Genomic DNA, 17968 nt, shown 5'->3' with positions numbered 1-17968 from the left:
AACAAATGGCGGAAACCGATCACTTGAATGTACTTAACTCAACACAGCTTATCGTTCAGAAGGCATTGGCCAAGCTGGGGTATCCCGATGAAATGTATGAGTTATTTAAAGAACCTATGAGAATGCTTACGGTGCGAATTCCAGTTAGGATGGATGATGGCAAGGTTAAGGTGTTTACAGGGTATAGGGCCCAGCATAATGATGCTGTCGGTCCGACCAAGGGAGGAGTTCGTTTTCATCCCGATGTTACCGAAGACGAAGTGAAAGCTTTGTCGATTTGGATGAGCTTGAAATGCGGTATCGTTAACTTGCCCTATGGAGGGGGTAAAGGAGGCATCATCTGTGACCCCCGGGAGATGTCATTTGGCGAGCTGGAGAGACTGAGCCGCGGATATGTGCGTGCTATTAGTCAGCTTGTAGGTCCTACCAAGGACATTCCGGCTCCGGATGTCATGACCAACTCTCAAATTATGGCCTGGATGCTGGATGAGTACAGTAGAATCCGTGAATTTGACTCACCTGGATTTATAACGGGCAAGCCAATCGTGCTGGGAGGTTCCCAAGGGCGGGAGACTGCCACCGCCAAAGGCGTTACCTTGATGATTGACCAGGCGCTGCAAAAACGGAATATTCCTTTAAAAGAAGCCAAAATAGCTATACAAGGATTTGGGAATGCGGGAAGCTATCTGGCTAAAATGATGCATGAAGCTGGCGCCAAGGTCGTCGCTATCTCTGACGTATATGGTGCTTTATATGATGAAAACGGCCTGGATATCGAATATTTACTGGACCGCAGAGACTCGTTTGGTACGGTAACCAAGCTGTTCAAGAACACATTAACGAATAAAGAGCTGTTGGAGCTTCCTTGTGATATCCTTGTTCCAGCAGCCATTGAAAACCAGATTACCCATGAAAATGCCGAGAGGATTCAGGCCAGCATCGTCGTGGAAGCAGCCAACGGACCAACCACTATTGAGGCAACTCGCATACTCACGGAGAGGGGAATCCTGCTCGTCCCTGATGTATTGGCGAGTTCAGGCGGAGTGGTCGTGTCGTATTTTGAATGGGTGCAGAACAATCAGGGCTTTTACTGGACGGAAGAAGAGGTGCACTCCAGACTCCATGAAGTGCTGGTGAATGCATTTGAGAGCGTGTATACCGTTCATACGACCCGTCGTGTAGACATGCGTCTGGCCGCCTATATGGTCGGTGTTCGCAAAATGGCGGAGGCGGCTCGCTTCCGGGGCTGGATCTAAGATGATTTTCCTTGCCCTGCTCACAGCCGCGGTTGCCCCCGGGCTGTGTCTGGTTCTCTACTTCTACCTGAGAGATCAATATGATACGGAACCTATTGGAATGGTTGCCAAAATGTTCTTGATGGGGATCATGATCGTGTTTCCGACAATGGTCTTTCAAAGAGCGCTGGTACTCGGCTTTGGTGAGAATCCTTTAGTGTATTCCTTTATCTACTCGGCAGGCATTGAAGAATTCTTTAAATGGTTTATTTTGTTTTTCATTTTATTTAAGAACGTTATCTTTGATGAGCCTTATGACGGAATTATTTATTCGGTAGCTGTATCAGTGGGCTTTGCTACCATGGAGAACATTTTTTATGCCTTTCTTAATCAGCCTACGTTTTTCGATTTGTTTCTGAGAGGATTGCTGCCTGTTTCCGCTCATGCGATGTTTGGGGTTACGATGGGATATTATCTCGGCGAGGCAAGGTTCCATCCAACGGAAAAACGCAAATATTTGCTGGTGGCTCTAATCATTCCAATGTTGTATCACGGAATTTTTGACTATATTTTGCTCATTCACACCAACTGGGTTATGCTGATGGTGCCGCTGATGACTTTCTTGTGGCTGCGCAGCTTATGGAAGGTTAAAAAAGCGAACAGTAAATCATCGCTAAGGCAAATCCCTTTTGAAGATGAGGTTAAAATGTCAGGCACCGGTCTATAATGGTGGATAAATAGACCATTAGTTAAGTGAGGGAACAGGTTTGAATACGAGAATAAAAGTAAGAATCCGCTGCATTCACTGCGGCGAAAGATTTGTCCTTAGAGGAGTGCAAAGTAACGGAAAGGTTGAGACCGGATTTCAAAGATGTCTTTGCAACAATGATTCGGATTTCGAAATAGATGTTTTATCCTGACCTATGGCAAGAGCAGCCAGTAGCGGTATGGACGTTAGTCCCTTATTACACCCACTTCTTACTAAATGAATAAAGGTTTCCCTTTTGACGAAAGCTATGGGCATCCAATAAATGATTAAAGGAGTGCCCTAGCTATGTACAGAAGATTAAGCGGTGTTATGTTTCCTATCTTACTGGTTGCTCTAATTGGAATGGCTGTGTGGGGGTATCAGGAGAATAAAGAAAAGAACTCCGTACTTATTAAAGCGGAAAACCAATATCAAAGAGCCTTTCACGATTTGACCTCCCATATGGGCAAGCTGCAAACCGAGCTTGGTAATACACTCGCCGTAAACTCAACCCATAATGACATGTACCGGAAAGGTCTGGTTAACATATGGAGGTTGACCAGCCAGGCTCAGAATGAGATCAGCCAGCTTCCTTTGGCGGTAATGCCATTTACCAAAACATCGGATTTCCTGGACCAAATTTCCAAGTTTTCTTATCGCACAGCAGTAAGGGACCTTTCCAAAAAACCGATGACAGAAGAAGAAAGAGATACATTGTTTGCTTTATATGAACACTCCAAAGAAATTTCTAATGAACTGTCCACGGTTCAGCACAACATTTTGTCCAGCAATTTGCGGTGGATGGATGTCGAAATGGCGATAGCTTCAGAAAAACAGCCGGTGGATAACGCCATATTGGATGGTTTTCAGCTGGTCGACAAAAAAATCGGTGAATACCCGGAGATCCAATGGGGACCGGGAACCCCGGGACAAACCCCGCTCCGTTCCTTCGCTTCCATACCGGGAGAGGATGTTAGTGCGGAGCAGGTGCGTGCCAAAGCAGCAGAATTTCTCGGCATCCAGGATCAGAGCACTTTACAGGTGATTGAGGAAGGGAAAGGCACACCGCTTCATTCCTACCGGGTAGTTACGACAAAGCCGGACAGCGGGCAAGAAGTCCATATCGACTACACGAAAAAGGGCGGCCAAATGACCTGGTACATGGCGCCTAGAGACGTTGCCTCCAAAAATATCGACATCCGCGGAGCAAGGGATGCCGCTCTTGAATTTCTGGACCGGCTCGGATTCGCGGAGATGAGCCCAATTTCTTTTGACGAATATATGAATATTGCATCGCTGACGATGGTTAACCGAATAGGAGATGTGTTTGTATATCCGGAAAAAATGGTAGTTGAGGTGGCTCTTGATACCGGCGAAGTAATCGGTTTGCAGACGGCCGACTATATCCTGGAAAAGAAGGAACGTTCTTTCGAAGAGCCGGCAATGACGGAAGCGGAGGCAAGGGAAAATCTCAATCCGGAATTTGAGGTGCAGCAAACCCGTTTAAGCCTGATTCGCAACGAGATGGATGAAGAAGTGCTGTGCTATGAGTTTTTAGGGAGGGTCAACGGCTCACGCTTCAAAATTTTCCTGAACGCCAACGACGGCATTGAGGAAAGAGTAGAGCCGATCAGAGAGCAGGATGTACAAGCCGAGGCGTAGTGCTGTTAATATAGGCATCAGAGCCATCACGAAGGACAGGCTTCTCAAATTGAGACCTGTTCTTTTTTCGGTGCAGGTTTTTTTATCATGAAGCGTCAGTGGTATAATGGTTTAAGGCCCGGAGAATGCCCAGGTATGGGTGCTTCAATAAGCATATGTCGATCTGAAGGAGAGGATTTTATGGAGCCGCAGATTGCACAAGAATTAAAGTGCCAATTTTCTACCGGTTCTTCCCCGGGGCAGCAGGCGCAATACCGTTCCAGACTGGCTGATTACAATTCACAGTATATAATGATCGACATTCCGATTCATTGTGAATCGGGGAAGCTCACACTACCCTATATCGGGGATGAGCTCCGGATCACGTATACGCGGAACGGCCGCAGTCATTCCTTTCTTACTTCCGTGCTGGGCCATTTGCAGGAACCGGTTCCTCTAATCGTTGTTAAGCGGCCCCGCAGAAGAGAAATTTTCCTTGATTATGAAGAAAGTTATTTTAAAATGGATGGACAGCTGGAACTAGCCGTCAAGGGTCCGGGCGGGCTGCATTTTGTAGCGATAACGGAGCAGGTGAGCGGCGATGGTGTAACCTTCTCTTGCGAAAGCACGATCAAGCTCATTCATCATGAGGAATATCACTGCTGGCTGCTGCTGCATACGAGCAAGGGCAATCCGGTAGTCGTCGACTTCCGGGCCGAGCTGGTGCGAAGCTTGCCAATCACCCCAAATGGCCAGGTAGTTCAGATGACATTTACGGAAATCAAAGAGCAGCATCGCCAGGAAATCGTCCGTTATTGTTTCGAAAAGCAGAGAAGGACGCGAAAAGCCTGAACTGTTTTTGCATCGGGCAGTGAAGTTATGGTATAATTTTGTCCGTTAGATGGCTCAATCGCCTGTTATCGCGGTTGGCAGCGAACTAGGGGAGGCACACGTTGTTGGACAAAATTAACGTAGCATTGGATGGACCTGCTGGAGCGGGTAAAAGTACAGTAGCTCGAATGGTGGCTCATAAGCTTGGCTATATTTATGTGGATACAGGGGCCATGTATCGGGCAGTAACCTGGAAAGCGCTTCAATCGGGTCTTGACATTACTGATGAGAGTTCCGTCCGTGACTGTGTGGAGCGCATGCATCTGGTCCTGCATCCCGGTGAAACAGGCCAGCAAGTCATAGTAGATGGGGAGAACATCACGACATTCATTAGATCTTCCGAGGTCAATCAAGCCGTCTCACAAATTTCTCAAATCCCTTCTGTTCGCCAGAGGCTGGTTCAGATGCAGAAGCAAATGGCTGCAAATAAAGGAGTGGTCATGGATGGAAGAGATATCGGAACATCTGTGCTGCCTGATGCCGAGGTCAAGGTATTTCTTACGGCCAATCCTCGTGTCCGCGCGGAGCGCAGGTATGCCGAGCTTGAACAGCCTGAGATGACTTTGGAAGAGCTGGAAGAAGAAATTAAACGCAGGGACGACATCGATCGTAACCGGGAGGTTTCCCCGCTTAGAGAAGCGGAAGATGCTTATCATCTGGACAGCTCGGAGATGAGTCTTCAAGAAGTGGTCGATGCTGTGCTTGAACTGTGCATGGATCGAGTTGGGGGCGGAGCTGAATGATCTATCGTTTTTGCAGAGCTTTGTTAAGAATGTTTTTTGCCATCGTCTATCGTCTGGAGCCAAGGGGGCTAGACCATATCCCCGATGGGGGCCCGGTCATTTTATGCTCCAACCATATCAGCAATCTGGATCCCCCGGTAGTAGGCATTCCGCTTGAACGCAAGGTCCATTACATGGCTAAGCAGGAATTGTTTAATGTTCCGGTATTCGGATGGTTGATTACCCAGCTTGGGGCATTCCCAGTGAAACGGGGGGGAGTCAGCAAAGACTCCATAAGAACGGCTATCAACATGCTGAAGTCAGAAAAAATCATCGGCATTTTTCCGGAAGGAACACGCAAAAATGCTGGAGGCATGGGAAAGAAGGGTGCGGCAATGCTGGCCTTGAAATCCAATGCAACCGTCATCCCTGTTGCTGTAATTGGCAATTACAAGCCTTTTAGCAAAATGTATGTAGTATATGGTCCTCCGGTCGATATTTCTGAATTCGCCGAGGGTGGATCCGAGGAACTAGAGAAAGCAACCGAGAAAATCATGACTACCATTCGCGGCATGATAGCCGACCACAAAAATTCGGCGAAAAATTGATTGATGGGCATGGACATGGTATCTTGGAATTATACAACTTTATTTAACAATGTCTACTATGCCCATCTTCATATAGAAATGGGTTGCTAAACGAGGAGGTTTTTTAAGAATGTCAGAGGAAACTAAAGTACAAGGAAATGCTGAGATCAGCGAGGAGAAAGCTGTTACCGAAGAGAACGCGGCTCCAGCTGCAGCTGAGGAGAACACGGATTACGCTGATATCGCAGCCGTTAAAAAAGACGATACCGTAAAAGGAAAAATCGTTAAAGTCGATAACGAGCAAGCTTTTGTAGATATTGGTTATAAGTATGACGGCATTATTCCTTTGAGAGAATTATCCGCAGTCTCGATCAGCGAAGCTTCAGAAGCCGTTGAAGTTGGTCAAGAGCTTGAGCTGAAAGTCGTTAAAATCGATGACGAGAAGGAAAAACTCATCCTGTCCAAACGCTTGGTGGACAGCGAGAAGGCATGGGATGACCTGCAGGCTAAATTGGAGAGCCAAGAAACAATCGAAGCCAAAGTCGCCGATGTAGTAAAAGGCGGTTTGGTGATTGATGTTGGACTTCGCGGGTTCGTTCCTGCATCCATGGTCGAGCGTCATTTTGTAGAAGACTTCAGCGACTACAAAGGCCGTACGCTGCGCATGAAAGTGAAAGAATTGGATCGCGAGAAGAACAAGGTTATTCTCTCCCAGAAGGACGTTCTGGATGAAGAATACAATGCGAAAAAACAAGAAATCCTGAACAGCATCGAGATTGGTCAAGAGATTGAAGGAACGGTTCAGCGTCTGACTCCGTTTGGCGTTTTCGTTGATATCGGCGGTATTGACGGTCTGGTTCACATCTCCGAAATGGCATGGCACCATGTAGAAGAAGCTTCCGAGCTAGTTAAGGAAGGCGATAAGGTCAAGGTTCAGGTGCTTAAGGTTGATCCGGAGAACGAGCGCATCAGCCTCAGTATGAAGGCCGCTCAGCCAGGACCATGGGAGCAGCTTGGCGATCATATCCAAGTAGGCGCCGTTGTTTCTGGAACAGTCAAGCGTCTAGTGAACTTTGGCGCGTTCGTAGAGATCGCTCCAGGAGTTGAGGGTCTGGTTCACATTTCCCAGATTTCCCACCGTCATATCGGTACTCCGCATGAAGTTCTCGAAGAAGGCCAGGAAGTTCAAGTGAAAATTCTTGATCTTAACCCTCAGGAGAAGAGAGTCAGCCTCAGCATTAAAGAAACCGAAGAAGCTCCTGAAGCTCCGGCTAAACCGGAGAAAGGGCGTAAAGAAAAGGATAACACCGGGGACTATGTTGCTCAGCCTAATCAAAGCTTGAGCCTGACCCTTGGGGAGCGCTTTGGCGACAAGCTAAGCAAATTCAAATAAGCCCGCATGATGATTATTGGGCTGTAAATATATCCTTAATCAAGAAGTTGGGTGGAAAACATCACGTTTTCCACCCAGCTTTTTTTTGAACTTAAAGAATGGCTAAGTTTTTTCGCGGCCTGCGCAAAGTGTCTGTATAAGCTGCGAAGCGAAATTCCTACTTTGTGGGGTTCTTATCTTGCTGGTTAGCTCCTGCCAAGTTTGAAGGGTTAATTTTATGTTCTGGTTACATACTAACAAGGAACTTCTCGGAATGCGCTACCCTTCGGAGGATAATGATGAATGCCGGTTACCTGTCCTATATATTGATCTGTATGGTAATTACCCTGCTGTTGAGCGGCTGGAAGCAGGCTTTGGTCCGTAATATTTCTTCCCGTGTGCTGTTTTGCTTCTTTCTAGGCTGGTTTATAGGCTTTAAAATATCTATCCCTGTTGGAGACCGGCTCGTAAGCGGGATTTATGTGCTGCTCATACTTCTGTGGCTGTTTCTTCTGCTCTCCCTATCCAATGAGTGGACCCGTATACGGACTATGCTAAGCGCTATGCTCATTGGCCTGTACTATTTTTTATCTGTTGAAGCTGCGACAAGCTTTCCCTGGTTCCCCTTCTCGGTAAACGCAACATTAGTCACGGTAATAACAGTGATGGTAATCGGAATAACCAGACAGGTAAATGAGCAGTTGACTATAGTGACGGGAGCACTGCTATTTGGCGCACTCCTTCAAGGGTATGCCGAGACGCATCTTCAAGGAATGAGAATAACGCCCCGGCTGCTTGCAGACCATTGGTGGCTGTTTATGGTCTCCATACGCGCCGTCTCTGTCCTGCTGCAGTACTTTCTAACCTTCTCCCGCCATGTATACCGGTACGGAATTGAACTATGGAAGGAGAGGAAGTATAAATGAATTGGCTGGAAGATCAGAATACTGTGATCGGAATTGCGATAGGGCTTGCAATAGGCATAATAACCCGTATGGTCTTGTTAAGAACAGACTATAGACAATATCCGACCTATCCGCACGGACGAATTATTCATTTATCGCTTGGTGTTATTGCGGCCGGACTAGGGGCCGTCGCTGTACCGGCATTTATCGACAAGGATTTCACAGCCATCACCTTTCTGTCACTCGCGGCCCAGCAATTCAGGGAAGTCCGCAATATGGAACGAGAGACGTTATCAAAGCTGGACGAAATGGAATTGGTGCCCCGTGGGGCTTCTTATATAGAGGGGATAGCCATGGTTTTTGAAGGCCGTAACTACCTCGTTATTTTTTCGTCATTAATGACAACTTGTATCAGTGTCCTGTCAGCATGGTACTGGGGAGTGCTTTTCGGAATTGCCGCATTGGTTACTGGGATTATGCTGCGTTCCGGGAAAACATTAAAGGATGTAGCCGACATCGAAATAGCTGAAGTGATCCAGGATGGTCCTAACCTTTATGTAGGTGACATTTATATTATGAATGTGGGATTAAAGGCCTCACAGGAGATGATAGCTAAACAGGGTATTGGATTAATCGCTGTACCCAAAAATAAAAATGCCCGTGCGATTCTTGGTAATCTTGGGCAAAGGCAGGCCCTGCTTCATGATTTGTCGACCATACTTGGCGTCTGCCGGGATTCGGGAGAGCCCTCCCTGCTTCCACTATCCAAGCTGGATATCTCGGACGGGCGGCTGGGCATTTTTTTGCTCCCGCAGGAAAGGGATGTTCACAAAGCGAGAAAGGTAACGCTTGATGTCCCGCTATTAGAGAGTGCCGTGAAAATGCCTACGGATGTAAAAGTATAAGAAGAATGGATAATGGAGTATGCTGACTAAGGGGAGGCTGCTGCAGCTTTCCAAGCGTTGGAGGAAAGGAGCCAGTGATGGAACGAAGAATTATGGCGATTGTAACCGCAGAGAAAAGCAAGGTATCCGGGGGGATCCCTATTTTTATCGCGGACAAAGAAGAGGACGTTCAGCCTTTAGCCTTCAAGCTGGAAAAAATATTGGATGCCATGGCGCATGATCTGGAGAATGGGACGATTCTTTTGGTCAAGCATTGATATGCAGAAACAAAAATAGCCATTTCCATGCATTTTTGCTATGATGAAGAATGGATTTAAGTTCTATAAATGAACTACAGAAAGGGTAAGGGACTATTGAGACCTTTACCGGCATCATTAGCTCAGCTTATTAGCAAGGAGAGGATAGTATGGCAAGACCGGTTATAGCCATAGTAGGCCGTCCTAACGTAGGCAAATCAACGATTTTTAATCGTTTGATTGGTGATCGGTTGGCCATTGTGGAAGACAAGCCCGGTGTCACAAGAGACCGGTTATACGGAACGGGGGAATGGCTTGACACCACGTTCAATGTAATCGATACCGGCGGTATTGAAATTGATGGCGAGGATGAGATAATTAAATCGGTTAAGGTACAAGCAGAACTGGCTATTGAAGAAGCAGATGTCATAATTTTTATGGTGGACGGCAAAGCCGGGCTTACGCCTGCTGATGAAGAAATTGGACAACTTCTGTTTCGCTCGGGCAAGCCGATAGTGCTTGCCGTTAATAAAGTAGATAATCCGCAGCGAGCTGAAATGATCTATGAATTTTACAGCCTTGGCTTCGGAGATCCTATACCGATATCCGGCTCTCACGGGATCGGCATTGGGGATCTGCTGGATGCGGCACTGGAGAAATGTCCTCCGGACGACCAGGATGAGTATGGCGAGGAAGTCATTAAGGTGGCGCTAATCGGCCGTCCCAACGTGGGGAAATCATCGCTGGTCAACGCGATTCTCGGTGAAGAGCGGGTCATTGTGAGCGGTGTAGCCGGAACGACACGCGATGCTATAGATACTCCTTTTGAACGAGATGGGCAAGACTTCGTACTGATCGATACAGCGGGCATGCGCAAGCGCGGCAAGGTCTATGAAAACACGGAGAAATACAGTGTAATGCGCGCTATGAAAGCGATCGAGCGAGCGGACGTTGTTTTGATTGTCATTAACGGAGAAGAAGGAATTATCGAGCAAGACAAACATATTGCCGGTTATGCTCATGAAGCAGGAAAAGCTTGCGTATTAATAGTCAATAAGTGGGATGCGGTGGAAAAGGATGACAAAACGCTGCAGCAGTTTACGCAAAGCATTCGCGATCACTTTTTGTTCATGTCCTATGCTCCGATATTGTTCGTCTCTGCCAAGACCAAGCAGCGCCTTCACAAGCTGCTGCCGCTTGTTGTCCAAGTGGCGGAGAATCACGCGATGAGGGTCACGACTCATCTGTTGAACGACATCATTATGGATGCAGTGGCCATTAACCCTCCGCCCACCGATAAGGGAAGAAGGCTGAGGATCAATTATGTAACACAAGTTGCGGTAAAGCCGCCGACATTTATTCTGTTTGTCAATTCGCCGGAGTTAATGCATTTCTCCTATGAGCGCTATCTCGAGAACAAAATTCGGGGAGCCTTTAATTTTGAGGGAACACCCTTGCGAATTATGACGCGCAGAAAATCGGCGGATGATTGATAGGGGGAGCAGGACGTGGGAGTGGGAGTTCAATATTTTGCGGCATTTGTACTCAGTTATTTGCTAGGCTCAGTGAGCTTCAGTTTCTTTGCAGGCAAGCTCCTCAAAGGAATTGATATCCGCAAGCATGGCAGCGGCAATGCGGGGGCAACGAATACTTTGCGGATTTTAGGGACGGGTCCGGCCATTCTGGTGCTCGCCCTGGATGTCCTTAAAGGAATTGGGGCAGTCTGGATTGGCAAATGGCTGGGAGACGGCAACACATGGATTCCGGTAATATGCGGGCTTCTTGTAATAGCCGGGCATAATTGGCCGGTATTCTTTGGCTTCAAAGGTGGAAAGGGTATTGCTTCCGCTATCGGCGTTACGGCTACCCTATGCTTCCTGCCGGCATTGATAGCCGGGGTGATTGCTATCGGTTCCATCTTTATTACCCGCTATGTTTCGTTGGGTTCTTTAATTTTTTCCGGGCTGCTGCCTATCTTTGCTGCTGTTATGGGCTGGGAATTAGAGATTGTAATCGGTACACTGCTGATCGCTATTTTTGCATTTGTCCGGCATAAGAGCAACATAATCAAGCTGGTTCGTAAGCAAGAGAGCAAAATCGGGAAAAAAGCGGGATAGGATGAGCAGCAATCGAGCAGTATTAAGCAAATGAACAAGTCTACATATAAGGTCTGAAGCAAGAACGAGAATAGCGGATATCGATTCCGCAATTAAAAGTGAGGTATCCATCATGACATATCGGAAGACATCCGTATTGGTTGCAGGAAGCTGGGGTACTGCCTTGGCAACGGTGCTGGCAGCCAACGGGCACGAGGTCACGATCTGGTCGCGTAATGAAGCGCAGGCAGCCGAAATTAACCGGGACCACCGGAACTCACGATTTTTGCAGCAGGCGGAGTTATCTCCTGCAATTCAAGCAACAACCTCTATGGAAGAGGCGGTACAGGATGCTGATGCGATCATTTTAGCCGCTCCATCACATGGAATGCGGGAGGTATGCCAGCAGCTGTACTCCCATCTCAATCAAGAAACGCTGCTGATCCATGCGACCAAAGGTTTTGAAGTAGGCAGCTTAAAAGCTATGACGACGGTGATTGCAGAAGAGCTGGTCGGTTATCCGCAGGAACGAATCGTCGTTCTGTCAGGGCCTAGTCATGCGGAAGAAGTAGTCAAACAATGCCCGACTACGGTTGTAGTGGCTGCCGCTCAACTGCAGGCAGCTGAACAAGCCCAGGAACTGCTTAGCAATTCTTATTTCCGCGTGTACACAAATCCCGATGTTAAGGGGGTTGAGCTTGGCGGCGCCTTGAAAAATATCATTGCTCTTGGGGCCGGCATGTCCGATGGTCTTGGATATGGAGATAATGCCAAAGCCGCCTTAATGACCCGCGGACTGGCCGAAATGGGAAGACTCGGTGTCGCTATGGGGGCGAATCCGTTAACGTTTGCCGGACTGGCTGGAGTAGGCGACCTGATTGTAACCTGCACAAGCAAGCACAGCCGTAATTGGCGCGCAGGTCATATGCTTGGACAGGGAGCGGACCTGGACCATGTGCTGGAATCGATGGGAATGGTCGTGGAAGGGGTCAAAACAACGAAATCGGCTTACCAGCTGGCTCGCGAGTACAACACGGAAATGCCCATTGCCGAGGCATTATACGATGTCTTATTCAACGGAAAAAAAGCCAAGGAAGCCGTGGAGCAGCTGATGGGCCGCGTGCCTACTCATGAGCTTGAGGAAATTGCCAAGCGTTAAAAGCCTGTTCGGACAGCACAGCCTACACCAAAGAAGTCACCCTAACATACTATACCTTAGCAGTCATAATGGGACTAAGGAGGTATGGGAATGAGTGGCAGACAGATTCCCAGGAATGTGCTTAACGTTGTGAAAAGCAAAACCGGCAAATCCGTCTCGGAGAAAGACATTCAAAAGCTGGCTAGCGGAGTAAAGCCTTCGACGATGCAGAGTGAGGCTCAATTAAGACAGCTGATCAAGCAAGTGTCGGCTTTGGTCAATGTCAAAGTATCCGAGTCCACAATGAACGATATTGTCAAAGCGGTCAAAGGAAGCAAAGTTAGCCCGGATAATCTGGAACAGCTTATGAAGATGATCTCCAAAAAGTAAATCCGGTAATCGATGAATGCGCCTGCTAAAATGCCCGGCTTTCCATAGCCCTCTATTCAGGGAAATGGAACAGTCCGGGCATTTTTTTGAACTTGAAAAATTATAAGCTTTTCGGGGTCCCTGCAAGCTACCTGAATAAGCTTCGAAGTGAAAGTCCCGCCTTGCGGGGTAAGTCTTGGAGCTCCTTTGCCCACAATCTGTCTGTTCCTGATTTCACAAATGAAGGCCGTAAATGGTATAATGACGACAGATGCCGTTAATAGAGATATCGGCAAAAGAATGCTTCACTTATACTAATACTAGATAAGTTGAGCTAAAGAAAGATAAGCTTCAGAAATAATAGGGGGGAATACCGGATGCTTTCATTAACTACCCGTTTTGCGGAAAAAACTGTGGAAGTGGAAGAACAGATCGGACACTCCATACTTGATCATGCCTTAAAAAATAAAGTGCAGTGGGGGTTTTCCTGTACCCGGGGAACATGCGCCCGCTGCCGCTGTCTTGTAACGGAGGGGAGAGAGCTGCTTGAGGAACCGACTGATGCCGAATGGGATCGTTTGGAGCCAGAGGAAATTGAGGAAGGCTACCGTCTCGGCTGCCAGGCTGTTGTTAAAAAGAACGGGGCTATCGCAGCTATCAATAAGACCTATTTTTAACCTCGAATCAGGTCAGTGCCGCGATTCGAAATCAGATAAAAGATGACATACAGGATGAAGACTCGGAAGGTATGGTGCGTGTGAACCATGGTGCTTGAGGCAAAACTGGAACAAATATTGGAAACATTAGCTGCTCGATTACAAACCCCTTTTACAGCGGGAACTGCTCTGCTCGGCGGCAGCTGCGGGCTGCTTTTGCAGGGTGTACGTTTAGCTGAGCCGCCAAAAGATATTGATCTTTATGCAGATACGCCTGACATAACTGCGATCTATGAGCAGCTGCTTCCTTTTGCTTGTGAACCGCCGGCACTCAGTGAAACGGACCGTTATCGTTCCGTCCTGTCCCGCTTTCTCATTTCAGGGATGAATGTAGAGCTGGTCGGCGGGTTTCAAGTCAGCACTGCGCTGGGACAATATAATGTCAGCATTTCCAAGCTGAAGGAAGCCTGCAGTACAGCAGATGTGGGCGGGATTCGGGTGGGCTTGATGCCTTTGGCGCATGAGCTGGTTTTTAATTTGCTGAGACAGCGTCCTGATCGATATTACTCCATAGCTGAAAAGATACGTGAGGAACCGCAGCTGCACAGACCCGCTCTTTTTACCATTATTAAGGATAATTCCTTATCTGAGAAGGTAATCCGGCAGGTTAACCAGCTGCTGCTGGGAAGCTAAGCAGAAAGGAGGAGGCCGAGGTGGAGGCATCGGTTACCTTTAAGCCGTCAGAGTACACCGGAACATTTCGGATTGGCATGACTCTGCTCGCTGCCGGCCGCAAAGCGGGTGCGGGGATTCGTACAAGATGCGGGGGCAAGGCAGGCTGTCTAATGTGCAAGGTGATAGTCGAGGACCAGCAGGGCTTGTCTCCTTTAACTAGGGCGGAAGTCAATAAACTGGGCAATCTGGCCGAACAAGGCTATCGTCTGGCTTGTCAGGCCAAAATTACTGGGGCGGTGAGTGTCCTAGTCCCGGAAGACCCGCTGCGTGCTGCTGTGCGGGCCCTGTTAGCCAAGCAAAAGGAAGAGGACGATTGGGATTAGTTTTTACGCAACGGTATATGATTTTCAGTGCGAAAGGATAGAAAACAATGAGAATCCGTAACATCAGTCGGATGGGCAGGTCTTCACGGGGGGCATTCCGCATATGGAGGCTTGCTGCCAGTTTGGTGTTGATTAGCACTTTGCTGAGCGGTTGTTTATATGGAGGCCAGATTGTGCGGGAGAACGCTCCAGCCCCGGGGGAGTATATGCTGCTAGTGCAAAATGCGGTAGACCAGTTTCAGCAAAGAACGGGAGTGCTGCCGATTAAAAACAAGCCTAACGATACTCCGCTGTATGAAAAATACTTTATTGATTTTAAGAAGCTGCAGGATTACGGGCTGCTCAGCCTTATTCCTACTAATTCCTTCGAAAATGGAGGAACGGCCATTTATGTTCTTGTAGACGTGGAAACTGAACCTACGGTCAAGCTATTGGACCTGGTCTCCTACCAGGCGATGACCAAAATGCAGCACATGGTTTCTGAGTATATGCACCGCAATGGACAGCTGCCGGCAGGTGATGAGGTTCAGGAAGGCCTTTATTGGCTCGATCGCGAGAAGCTGGGCAGAAATGCGGAAACGATAAAAAGCCCAAACACAGGACAAACTCTTCCTGTGCTGATTAATGAGGATGGACAGCTGTATATCGATTATTCTCTGGATTTGCGCAGTTTAATAACCTCAGGTCAAGTGGAAGCTCCAGCGGAGGATACCGATTTGAGAGAGCTGATCGTTCAGCAATCGACTTTTGTTCCAGTGTGGTCGCTGCCCTATGGGCTTCTTGACGGCGAGCCGGTCCTTCGGCCTGATCTGCAGGAATAAAGGGAATTGAAAATCAAAGATATTCTTTTCTTGGAATTCGATGATGCTGTACAAGCATGTTTTATGCAAAAAAACGCATACAATTGCCTCCGCAGCGCAATCGGAAGTGAAATGGGGCGTCCATCAGTCAGTTTACACTGACTTTCTGGACAGCCCCTTTTTGCTGTGGCTTACTTTTTTCCGTATAAACATAAGAGCATGGACATATAAACATAGTGAGGCTTCATTCATTTTATAATAGAGCAGTTTATTGTAATTTGTTTTCCTGCCGGAGATCTTGTCACAGGCTTGGACGGCGTTTAGGCAAAAAGCTGAACAAAGAAAGAGGGATTAATAAGTCATAATCTATGAAACCGCACATATATTATTACTAGTCCAAATGAATGTACGAGTGTGGCCGCATACGAACCGATCCCGCTCGCGGCTTCCCGGTTCGTCCAAACGCGTGCTTCGTTAACCTAACTTGTGGGAGGGGATCTTTGTGGAAAAAATCGATATTTTTAAGGACATCGCGGAACGAACTGGCGGGGACATCTACCTAGGAGTCGTCGGAGCGGTCCGCACAGGTAAATCAACCTTTATCAAACGCTTTATGGAGGCGGGTGTCCTCCCGAATATTCGCAATGAATCGGATCGAGTCCGCGCCCAGGATGAGCTGCCTCAAAGCGCCGCAGGACGCACCATCATGACTACGGAGCCGAAATTCGTCCCGAACAATGCCGTACAGCTTACTGTGACCGAGGGACTGAATGTCAATGTCCGTCTAGTTGATTGTGTCGGGTATGCTGTGGAGGGCGCTAAAGGCTATGAGGATGAGAATGGCCCGCGGATGATATCGACCCCATGGTTTGATGATCCGATTCCTTTTCAGGAGGCCGCAGAAATCGGGACCCGCAAGGTCATCCAGGAGCATTCCACCTTGGGAGTAGTCATTACGACAGACGGCAGCATTTCAGAAATTCCCCGGTCTTCGTATGTGGAGGCAGAAGAACGAGTCATTGCTGAACTAAAGGAAGTAGGCAAACCGTTTATTCTCGTCGTAAATACGATGAAGCCGCAAAGTGAGTCGGCACTGGAGCTGCGTAATGAGCTTGCCGAGAAATATGATATTCCGGTAATGGCGATGAGCGTGGCGACGATGGGTGAAGAGGAATGCATGTCAGTCCTTAGAGAAGTGCTTTATGAGTTCCCTGTCCATGAGGTGAATGTTAATCTGCCGAGCTGGGTAATGGTCCTCAAGGAAAATCATTGGCTGAGAAACGACTTTGAAAGCTCTGTGCGGGAGACTGTCCAGGATATCCGCCGTTTGCGCGATGTGGACCGAGTCGTGGGCCAGTTTGCTGAGTATGATTTTATTGAAAAAGCGGCTTTGGCCGGAATGAACATGGGGCAGGGAGTGGCTGAAATTGATCTCCATGCACCGGATGAATTGTATGACCGCATTCTGGTTGAAGTAGTAGGCGTAGAAATTCGCGGCAAGGATCATTTGCTGCAGCTGATGCAGGAATTCACCCATGCCAAACGCGAATATGACCAGTTCGCGGAAGCGCTGGAAATGGTTAAGACAACGGGTTATGGCATTGCGCCGCCTACATTGGCTGAAATGGCGCTTGACGAACCTGAATTGATTCGCCAGGGCTCCCGTTTCGGGGTACGCTTGAGAGCGACAGCCCCTTCAATTCATATGATCCGTGTCGATGTGGAATCCGAATTCTCGCCGATTATCGGGACCGAGAAGCAAAGTGAGGAACTGGTCCGTTATCTGATGCAGGATTTCGAAGACAATCCATTAAAAATTTGGGAGTCTGACATTTTCGGGCGTTCGCTGCATTCCATTGTTCGTGAGGGAATACAGGGCAAGCTTGCGATGATGCCGGACAATGCCCGCTACAAATTGCAGGAGACGTTAGGACGGATCATCAATGAAGGCTCCGGCGGACTGATTGCTATAATTTTGTAGGCCTTAGGACAGACATGGAATTCGGAAATTGCAACAGATTTAAGGTCTTCCATTAGGTGGTTGTATCTGGATGATATTGCCACCCATATAGAATTAATTAAGGAGCACTCTCTCGGGGTGTTCCTTTCCTTTTTAAAAAAAGAGGGCTGAATACTTGAAATGTGCCCACAAGGTGTATTACTATTAGTTTGTCCGTTTTTCCTAGGCATACGTATAAATTCCGTTGAATTCGTTAAACAATGAATTAAGAACAAATTCCACTTGTTGGAGGAGGTGAATAAGGAATGAACAAATCTGAATTAATTGCTAAAGTGGCTGAAACATCTGAGCTTTCCAAGAAAGATGCTACTAAGGCTGTAGAAGCAGTCTTTGAAGCCATCTCCGAAGCGCTGCAAAACGGTGACAAGGTCCAGTTGGTTGGTTTCGGTAACTTCGAAGTTCGCGAACGTTCCGCCCGTAAAGGACGTAACCCGCAAACCGGTGAAGAGATTGAAATCGCAGCGAGCAAAGTTCCTGCATTTAAACCAGGAAAAGCTCTTAGAGACGGCATCCAATAATTCTCCATTTACATATTAAATCGGAGTGACATGTAAAACCGTGCTGGTTCAGCACGGTTTTTTTGTAAACT

20 protein-coding genes are annotated in these 17968 nt (G+C 47.7%); all 20 read left to right on the top strand.

Going from position 1 to position 17968, the window contains the following annotated elements:
• Positions 1-5: 5 nt before the first annotated feature.
• The 20 genes from PSHG_RS14270 to PSHG_RS14175 all read left to right on the top strand — a co-directional run bounded on the left by PSHG_RS14270 (position 6) and on the right by PSHG_RS14175 (position 17897).
• Positions 6-1256, top strand: coding sequence for a Glu/Leu/Phe/Val family dehydrogenase (locus PSHG_RS14270; RefSeq protein WP_010273904.1), 1251 nt, complete (start codon positions 6-8; stop codon positions 1254-1256).
• 1 nt (position 1257) lies between these two features.
• A complete protein-coding gene (gene prsW / locus PSHG_RS14265; RefSeq protein ID WP_010273901.1) occupies positions 1258-1962 on the top strand; it encodes a glutamic-type intramembrane protease PrsW in 705 nt (234 codons plus the stop codon).
• Positions 1963-2289: 327 nt separating this feature from the next.
• Positions 2290-3645 carry a germination protein YpeB gene (gene ypeB / locus PSHG_RS14260; RefSeq protein ID WP_010273900.1) on the top strand — a complete coding sequence of 452 codons (1356 nt, stop codon included), beginning with the start codon at positions 2290-2292 and terminating at the stop codon, positions 3643-3645.
• A gap of 180 nt (positions 3646-3825) precedes the next feature.
• Positions 3826-4476 (top strand): flagellar brake protein, encoded by a 651-nt coding sequence (locus tag PSHG_RS14255; RefSeq protein WP_010273899.1) that lies wholly within the window; start codon positions 3826-3828, stop codon positions 4474-4476.
• 104 nt (positions 4477-4580) lie between these two features.
• Positions 4581-5258 (top strand): (d)CMP kinase, encoded by a 678-nt coding sequence (gene cmk / locus PSHG_RS14250; protein WP_010273897.1) that lies wholly within the window; start codon positions 4581-4583, stop codon positions 5256-5258.
• Positions 5255-5845 carry a lysophospholipid acyltransferase family protein gene (locus tag PSHG_RS14245; protein WP_010273895.1) on the top strand — a complete coding sequence of 197 codons (591 nt, stop codon included), beginning with the start codon at positions 5255-5257 and terminating at the stop codon, positions 5843-5845. Before cmk ends, PSHG_RS14245 begins: the two co-directional genes overlap by 4 nt.
• A gap of 109 nt (positions 5846-5954) precedes the next feature.
• Positions 5955-7217 (top strand): 30S ribosomal protein S1, encoded by a 1263-nt coding sequence (gene rpsA, locus PSHG_RS14240; protein WP_010273894.1) that lies wholly within the window; start codon positions 5955-5957, stop codon positions 7215-7217.
• A 275-nt stretch (positions 7218-7492) separates the two neighbouring features.
• The gene (locus PSHG_RS29425; protein ID WP_148497725.1) at positions 7493-8122 is read left to right on the top strand and encodes a hypothetical protein; all 630 of its coding nucleotides are present in this window, start codon (positions 7493-7495) and stop codon (positions 8120-8122) included.
• A complete protein-coding gene (locus PSHG_RS14230; protein WP_010273889.1) occupies positions 8119-9006 on the top strand; it encodes a YIEGIA family protein in 888 nt (295 codons plus the stop codon). The genes PSHG_RS29425 and PSHG_RS14230 overlap by 4 nt, the downstream gene beginning before the upstream one ends.
• A gap of 77 nt (positions 9007-9083) precedes the next feature.
• Entirely contained in the window at positions 9084-9263 is a 180-nt protein-coding gene (locus PSHG_RS14225; protein WP_010273887.1) for a capping complex subunit for YIEGIA, read from the top strand.
• Between the two features lie 149 nt (positions 9264-9412).
• On the top strand, positions 9413-10735 hold the full coding sequence (gene der / locus PSHG_RS14220) for a ribosome biogenesis GTPase Der (protein WP_010273886.1): 1323 nt from the start codon (positions 9413-9415) through the stop codon (positions 10733-10735).
• Positions 10736-10750: 15 nt separating this feature from the next.
• A complete protein-coding gene (gene plsY, locus PSHG_RS14215) occupies positions 10751-11359 on the top strand; it encodes a glycerol-3-phosphate 1-O-acyltransferase PlsY (protein WP_010273885.1) in 609 nt (202 codons plus the stop codon).
• 112 nt (positions 11360-11471) lie between these two features.
• On the top strand, positions 11472-12497 hold the full coding sequence (locus PSHG_RS14210) for an NAD(P)H-dependent glycerol-3-phosphate dehydrogenase (protein WP_010273884.1): 1026 nt from the start codon (positions 11472-11474) through the stop codon (positions 12495-12497).
• Between the two features lie 90 nt (positions 12498-12587).
• Positions 12588-12866 (top strand): stage VI sporulation protein F, encoded by a 279-nt coding sequence (locus tag PSHG_RS14205; RefSeq protein WP_010273883.1) that lies wholly within the window; start codon positions 12588-12590, stop codon positions 12864-12866.
• 356 nt (positions 12867-13222) lie between these two features.
• On the top strand, positions 13223-13522 hold the full coding sequence (locus tag PSHG_RS14200; RefSeq protein ID WP_010273881.1) for a 2Fe-2S iron-sulfur cluster-binding protein: 300 nt from the start codon (positions 13223-13225) through the stop codon (positions 13520-13522).
• Between the two features lie 87 nt (positions 13523-13609).
• Positions 13610-14194 carry a hypothetical protein gene (locus PSHG_RS14195; protein WP_010273879.1) on the top strand — a complete coding sequence of 195 codons (585 nt, stop codon included), beginning with the start codon at positions 13610-13612 and terminating at the stop codon, positions 14192-14194.
• Between the two features lie 20 nt (positions 14195-14214).
• A complete protein-coding gene (locus PSHG_RS14190; protein WP_010273876.1) occupies positions 14215-14559 on the top strand; it encodes a 2Fe-2S iron-sulfur cluster-binding protein in 345 nt (114 codons plus the stop codon).
• A 47-nt stretch (positions 14560-14606) separates the two neighbouring features.
• On the top strand, positions 14607-15380 hold the full coding sequence (locus PSHG_RS14185) for a hypothetical protein (protein ID WP_235782057.1): 774 nt from the start codon (positions 14607-14609) through the stop codon (positions 15378-15380).
• Between the two features lie 481 nt (positions 15381-15861).
• Complete coding sequence (spoIVA, locus tag PSHG_RS14180) at positions 15862-17340, top strand: stage IV sporulation protein A (RefSeq protein ID WP_010273872.1); 1479 nt, start codon at positions 15862-15864, stop codon at positions 17338-17340.
• A 284-nt stretch (positions 17341-17624) separates the two neighbouring features.
• Entirely contained in the window at positions 17625-17897 is a 273-nt protein-coding gene (locus tag PSHG_RS14175) for an HU family DNA-binding protein (protein WP_010273870.1), read from the top strand.
• Positions 17898-17968 lie beyond the last annotated feature (71 nt).

The organism is Paenibacillus senegalensis JC66 (assembly GCF_000285515.1).
GTDB lineage: Bacteria > Bacillota > Bacilli > Paenibacillales > NBRC-103111 > Paenibacillus_L > Paenibacillus_L senegalensis.
This window is presented reverse-complemented; position numbering and strand designations above follow the sequence as displayed.

Bases quoted from the DNA above. Each gene is read 5' to 3' on its own strand.
- PSHG_RS14200 (WP_010273881.1), top strand. From the start codon at position 13,223: ATGCTTTCATTAACTACCCGTTTTGCGGAAAAAACTGTGGAAGTGGAA.
- PSHG_RS14270 (WP_010273904.1), top strand. From the start codon at position 6: ATGGCGGAAACCGATCACTTGAATGTACTTAACTCAACACAGCTTATC.
- PSHG_RS29425 (WP_148497725.1), top strand. From the start codon at position 7,493: ATGATGAATGCCGGTTACCTGTCCTATATATTGATCTGTATGGTAATT.
- ypeB (WP_010273900.1), top strand. From the start codon at position 2,290: ATGTACAGAAGATTAAGCGGTGTTATGTTTCCTATCTTACTGGTTGCT.
- PSHG_RS14210 (WP_010273884.1), top strand. From the start codon at position 11,472: ATGACATATCGGAAGACATCCGTATTGGTTGCAGGAAGCTGGGGTACT.
- PSHG_RS14175 (WP_010273870.1), top strand. From the start codon at position 17,625: ATGAACAAATCTGAATTAATTGCTAAAGTGGCTGAAACATCTGAGCTT.
- prsW (WP_010273901.1), top strand. From the start codon at position 1,258: ATGATTTTCCTTGCCCTGCTCACAGCCGCGGTTGCCCCCGGGCTGTGT.
- der (WP_010273886.1), top strand. From the start codon at position 9,413: ATGGCAAGACCGGTTATAGCCATAGTAGGCCGTCCTAACGTAGGCAAA.
- PSHG_RS14195 (WP_010273879.1), top strand. From the start codon at position 13,610: ATGGTGCTTGAGGCAAAACTGGAACAAATATTGGAAACATTAGCTGCT.
- PSHG_RS14185 (WP_235782057.1), top strand. From the start codon at position 14,607: ATGAGAATCCGTAACATCAGTCGGATGGGCAGGTCTTCACGGGGGGCA.
- PSHG_RS14245 (WP_010273895.1), top strand. From the start codon at position 5,255: ATGATCTATCGTTTTTGCAGAGCTTTGTTAAGAATGTTTTTTGCCATC.
- PSHG_RS14255 (WP_010273899.1), top strand. From the start codon at position 3,826: ATGGAGCCGCAGATTGCACAAGAATTAAAGTGCCAATTTTCTACCGGT.
- PSHG_RS14205 (WP_010273883.1), top strand. From the start codon at position 12,588: ATGAGTGGCAGACAGATTCCCAGGAATGTGCTTAACGTTGTGAAAAGC.
- PSHG_RS14230 (WP_010273889.1), top strand. From the start codon at position 8,119: ATGAATTGGCTGGAAGATCAGAATACTGTGATCGGAATTGCGATAGGG.
- rpsA (WP_010273894.1), top strand. From the start codon at position 5,955: ATGTCAGAGGAAACTAAAGTACAAGGAAATGCTGAGATCAGCGAGGAG.
- PSHG_RS14225 (WP_010273887.1), top strand. From the start codon at position 9,084: ATGGAACGAAGAATTATGGCGATTGTAACCGCAGAGAAAAGCAAGGTA.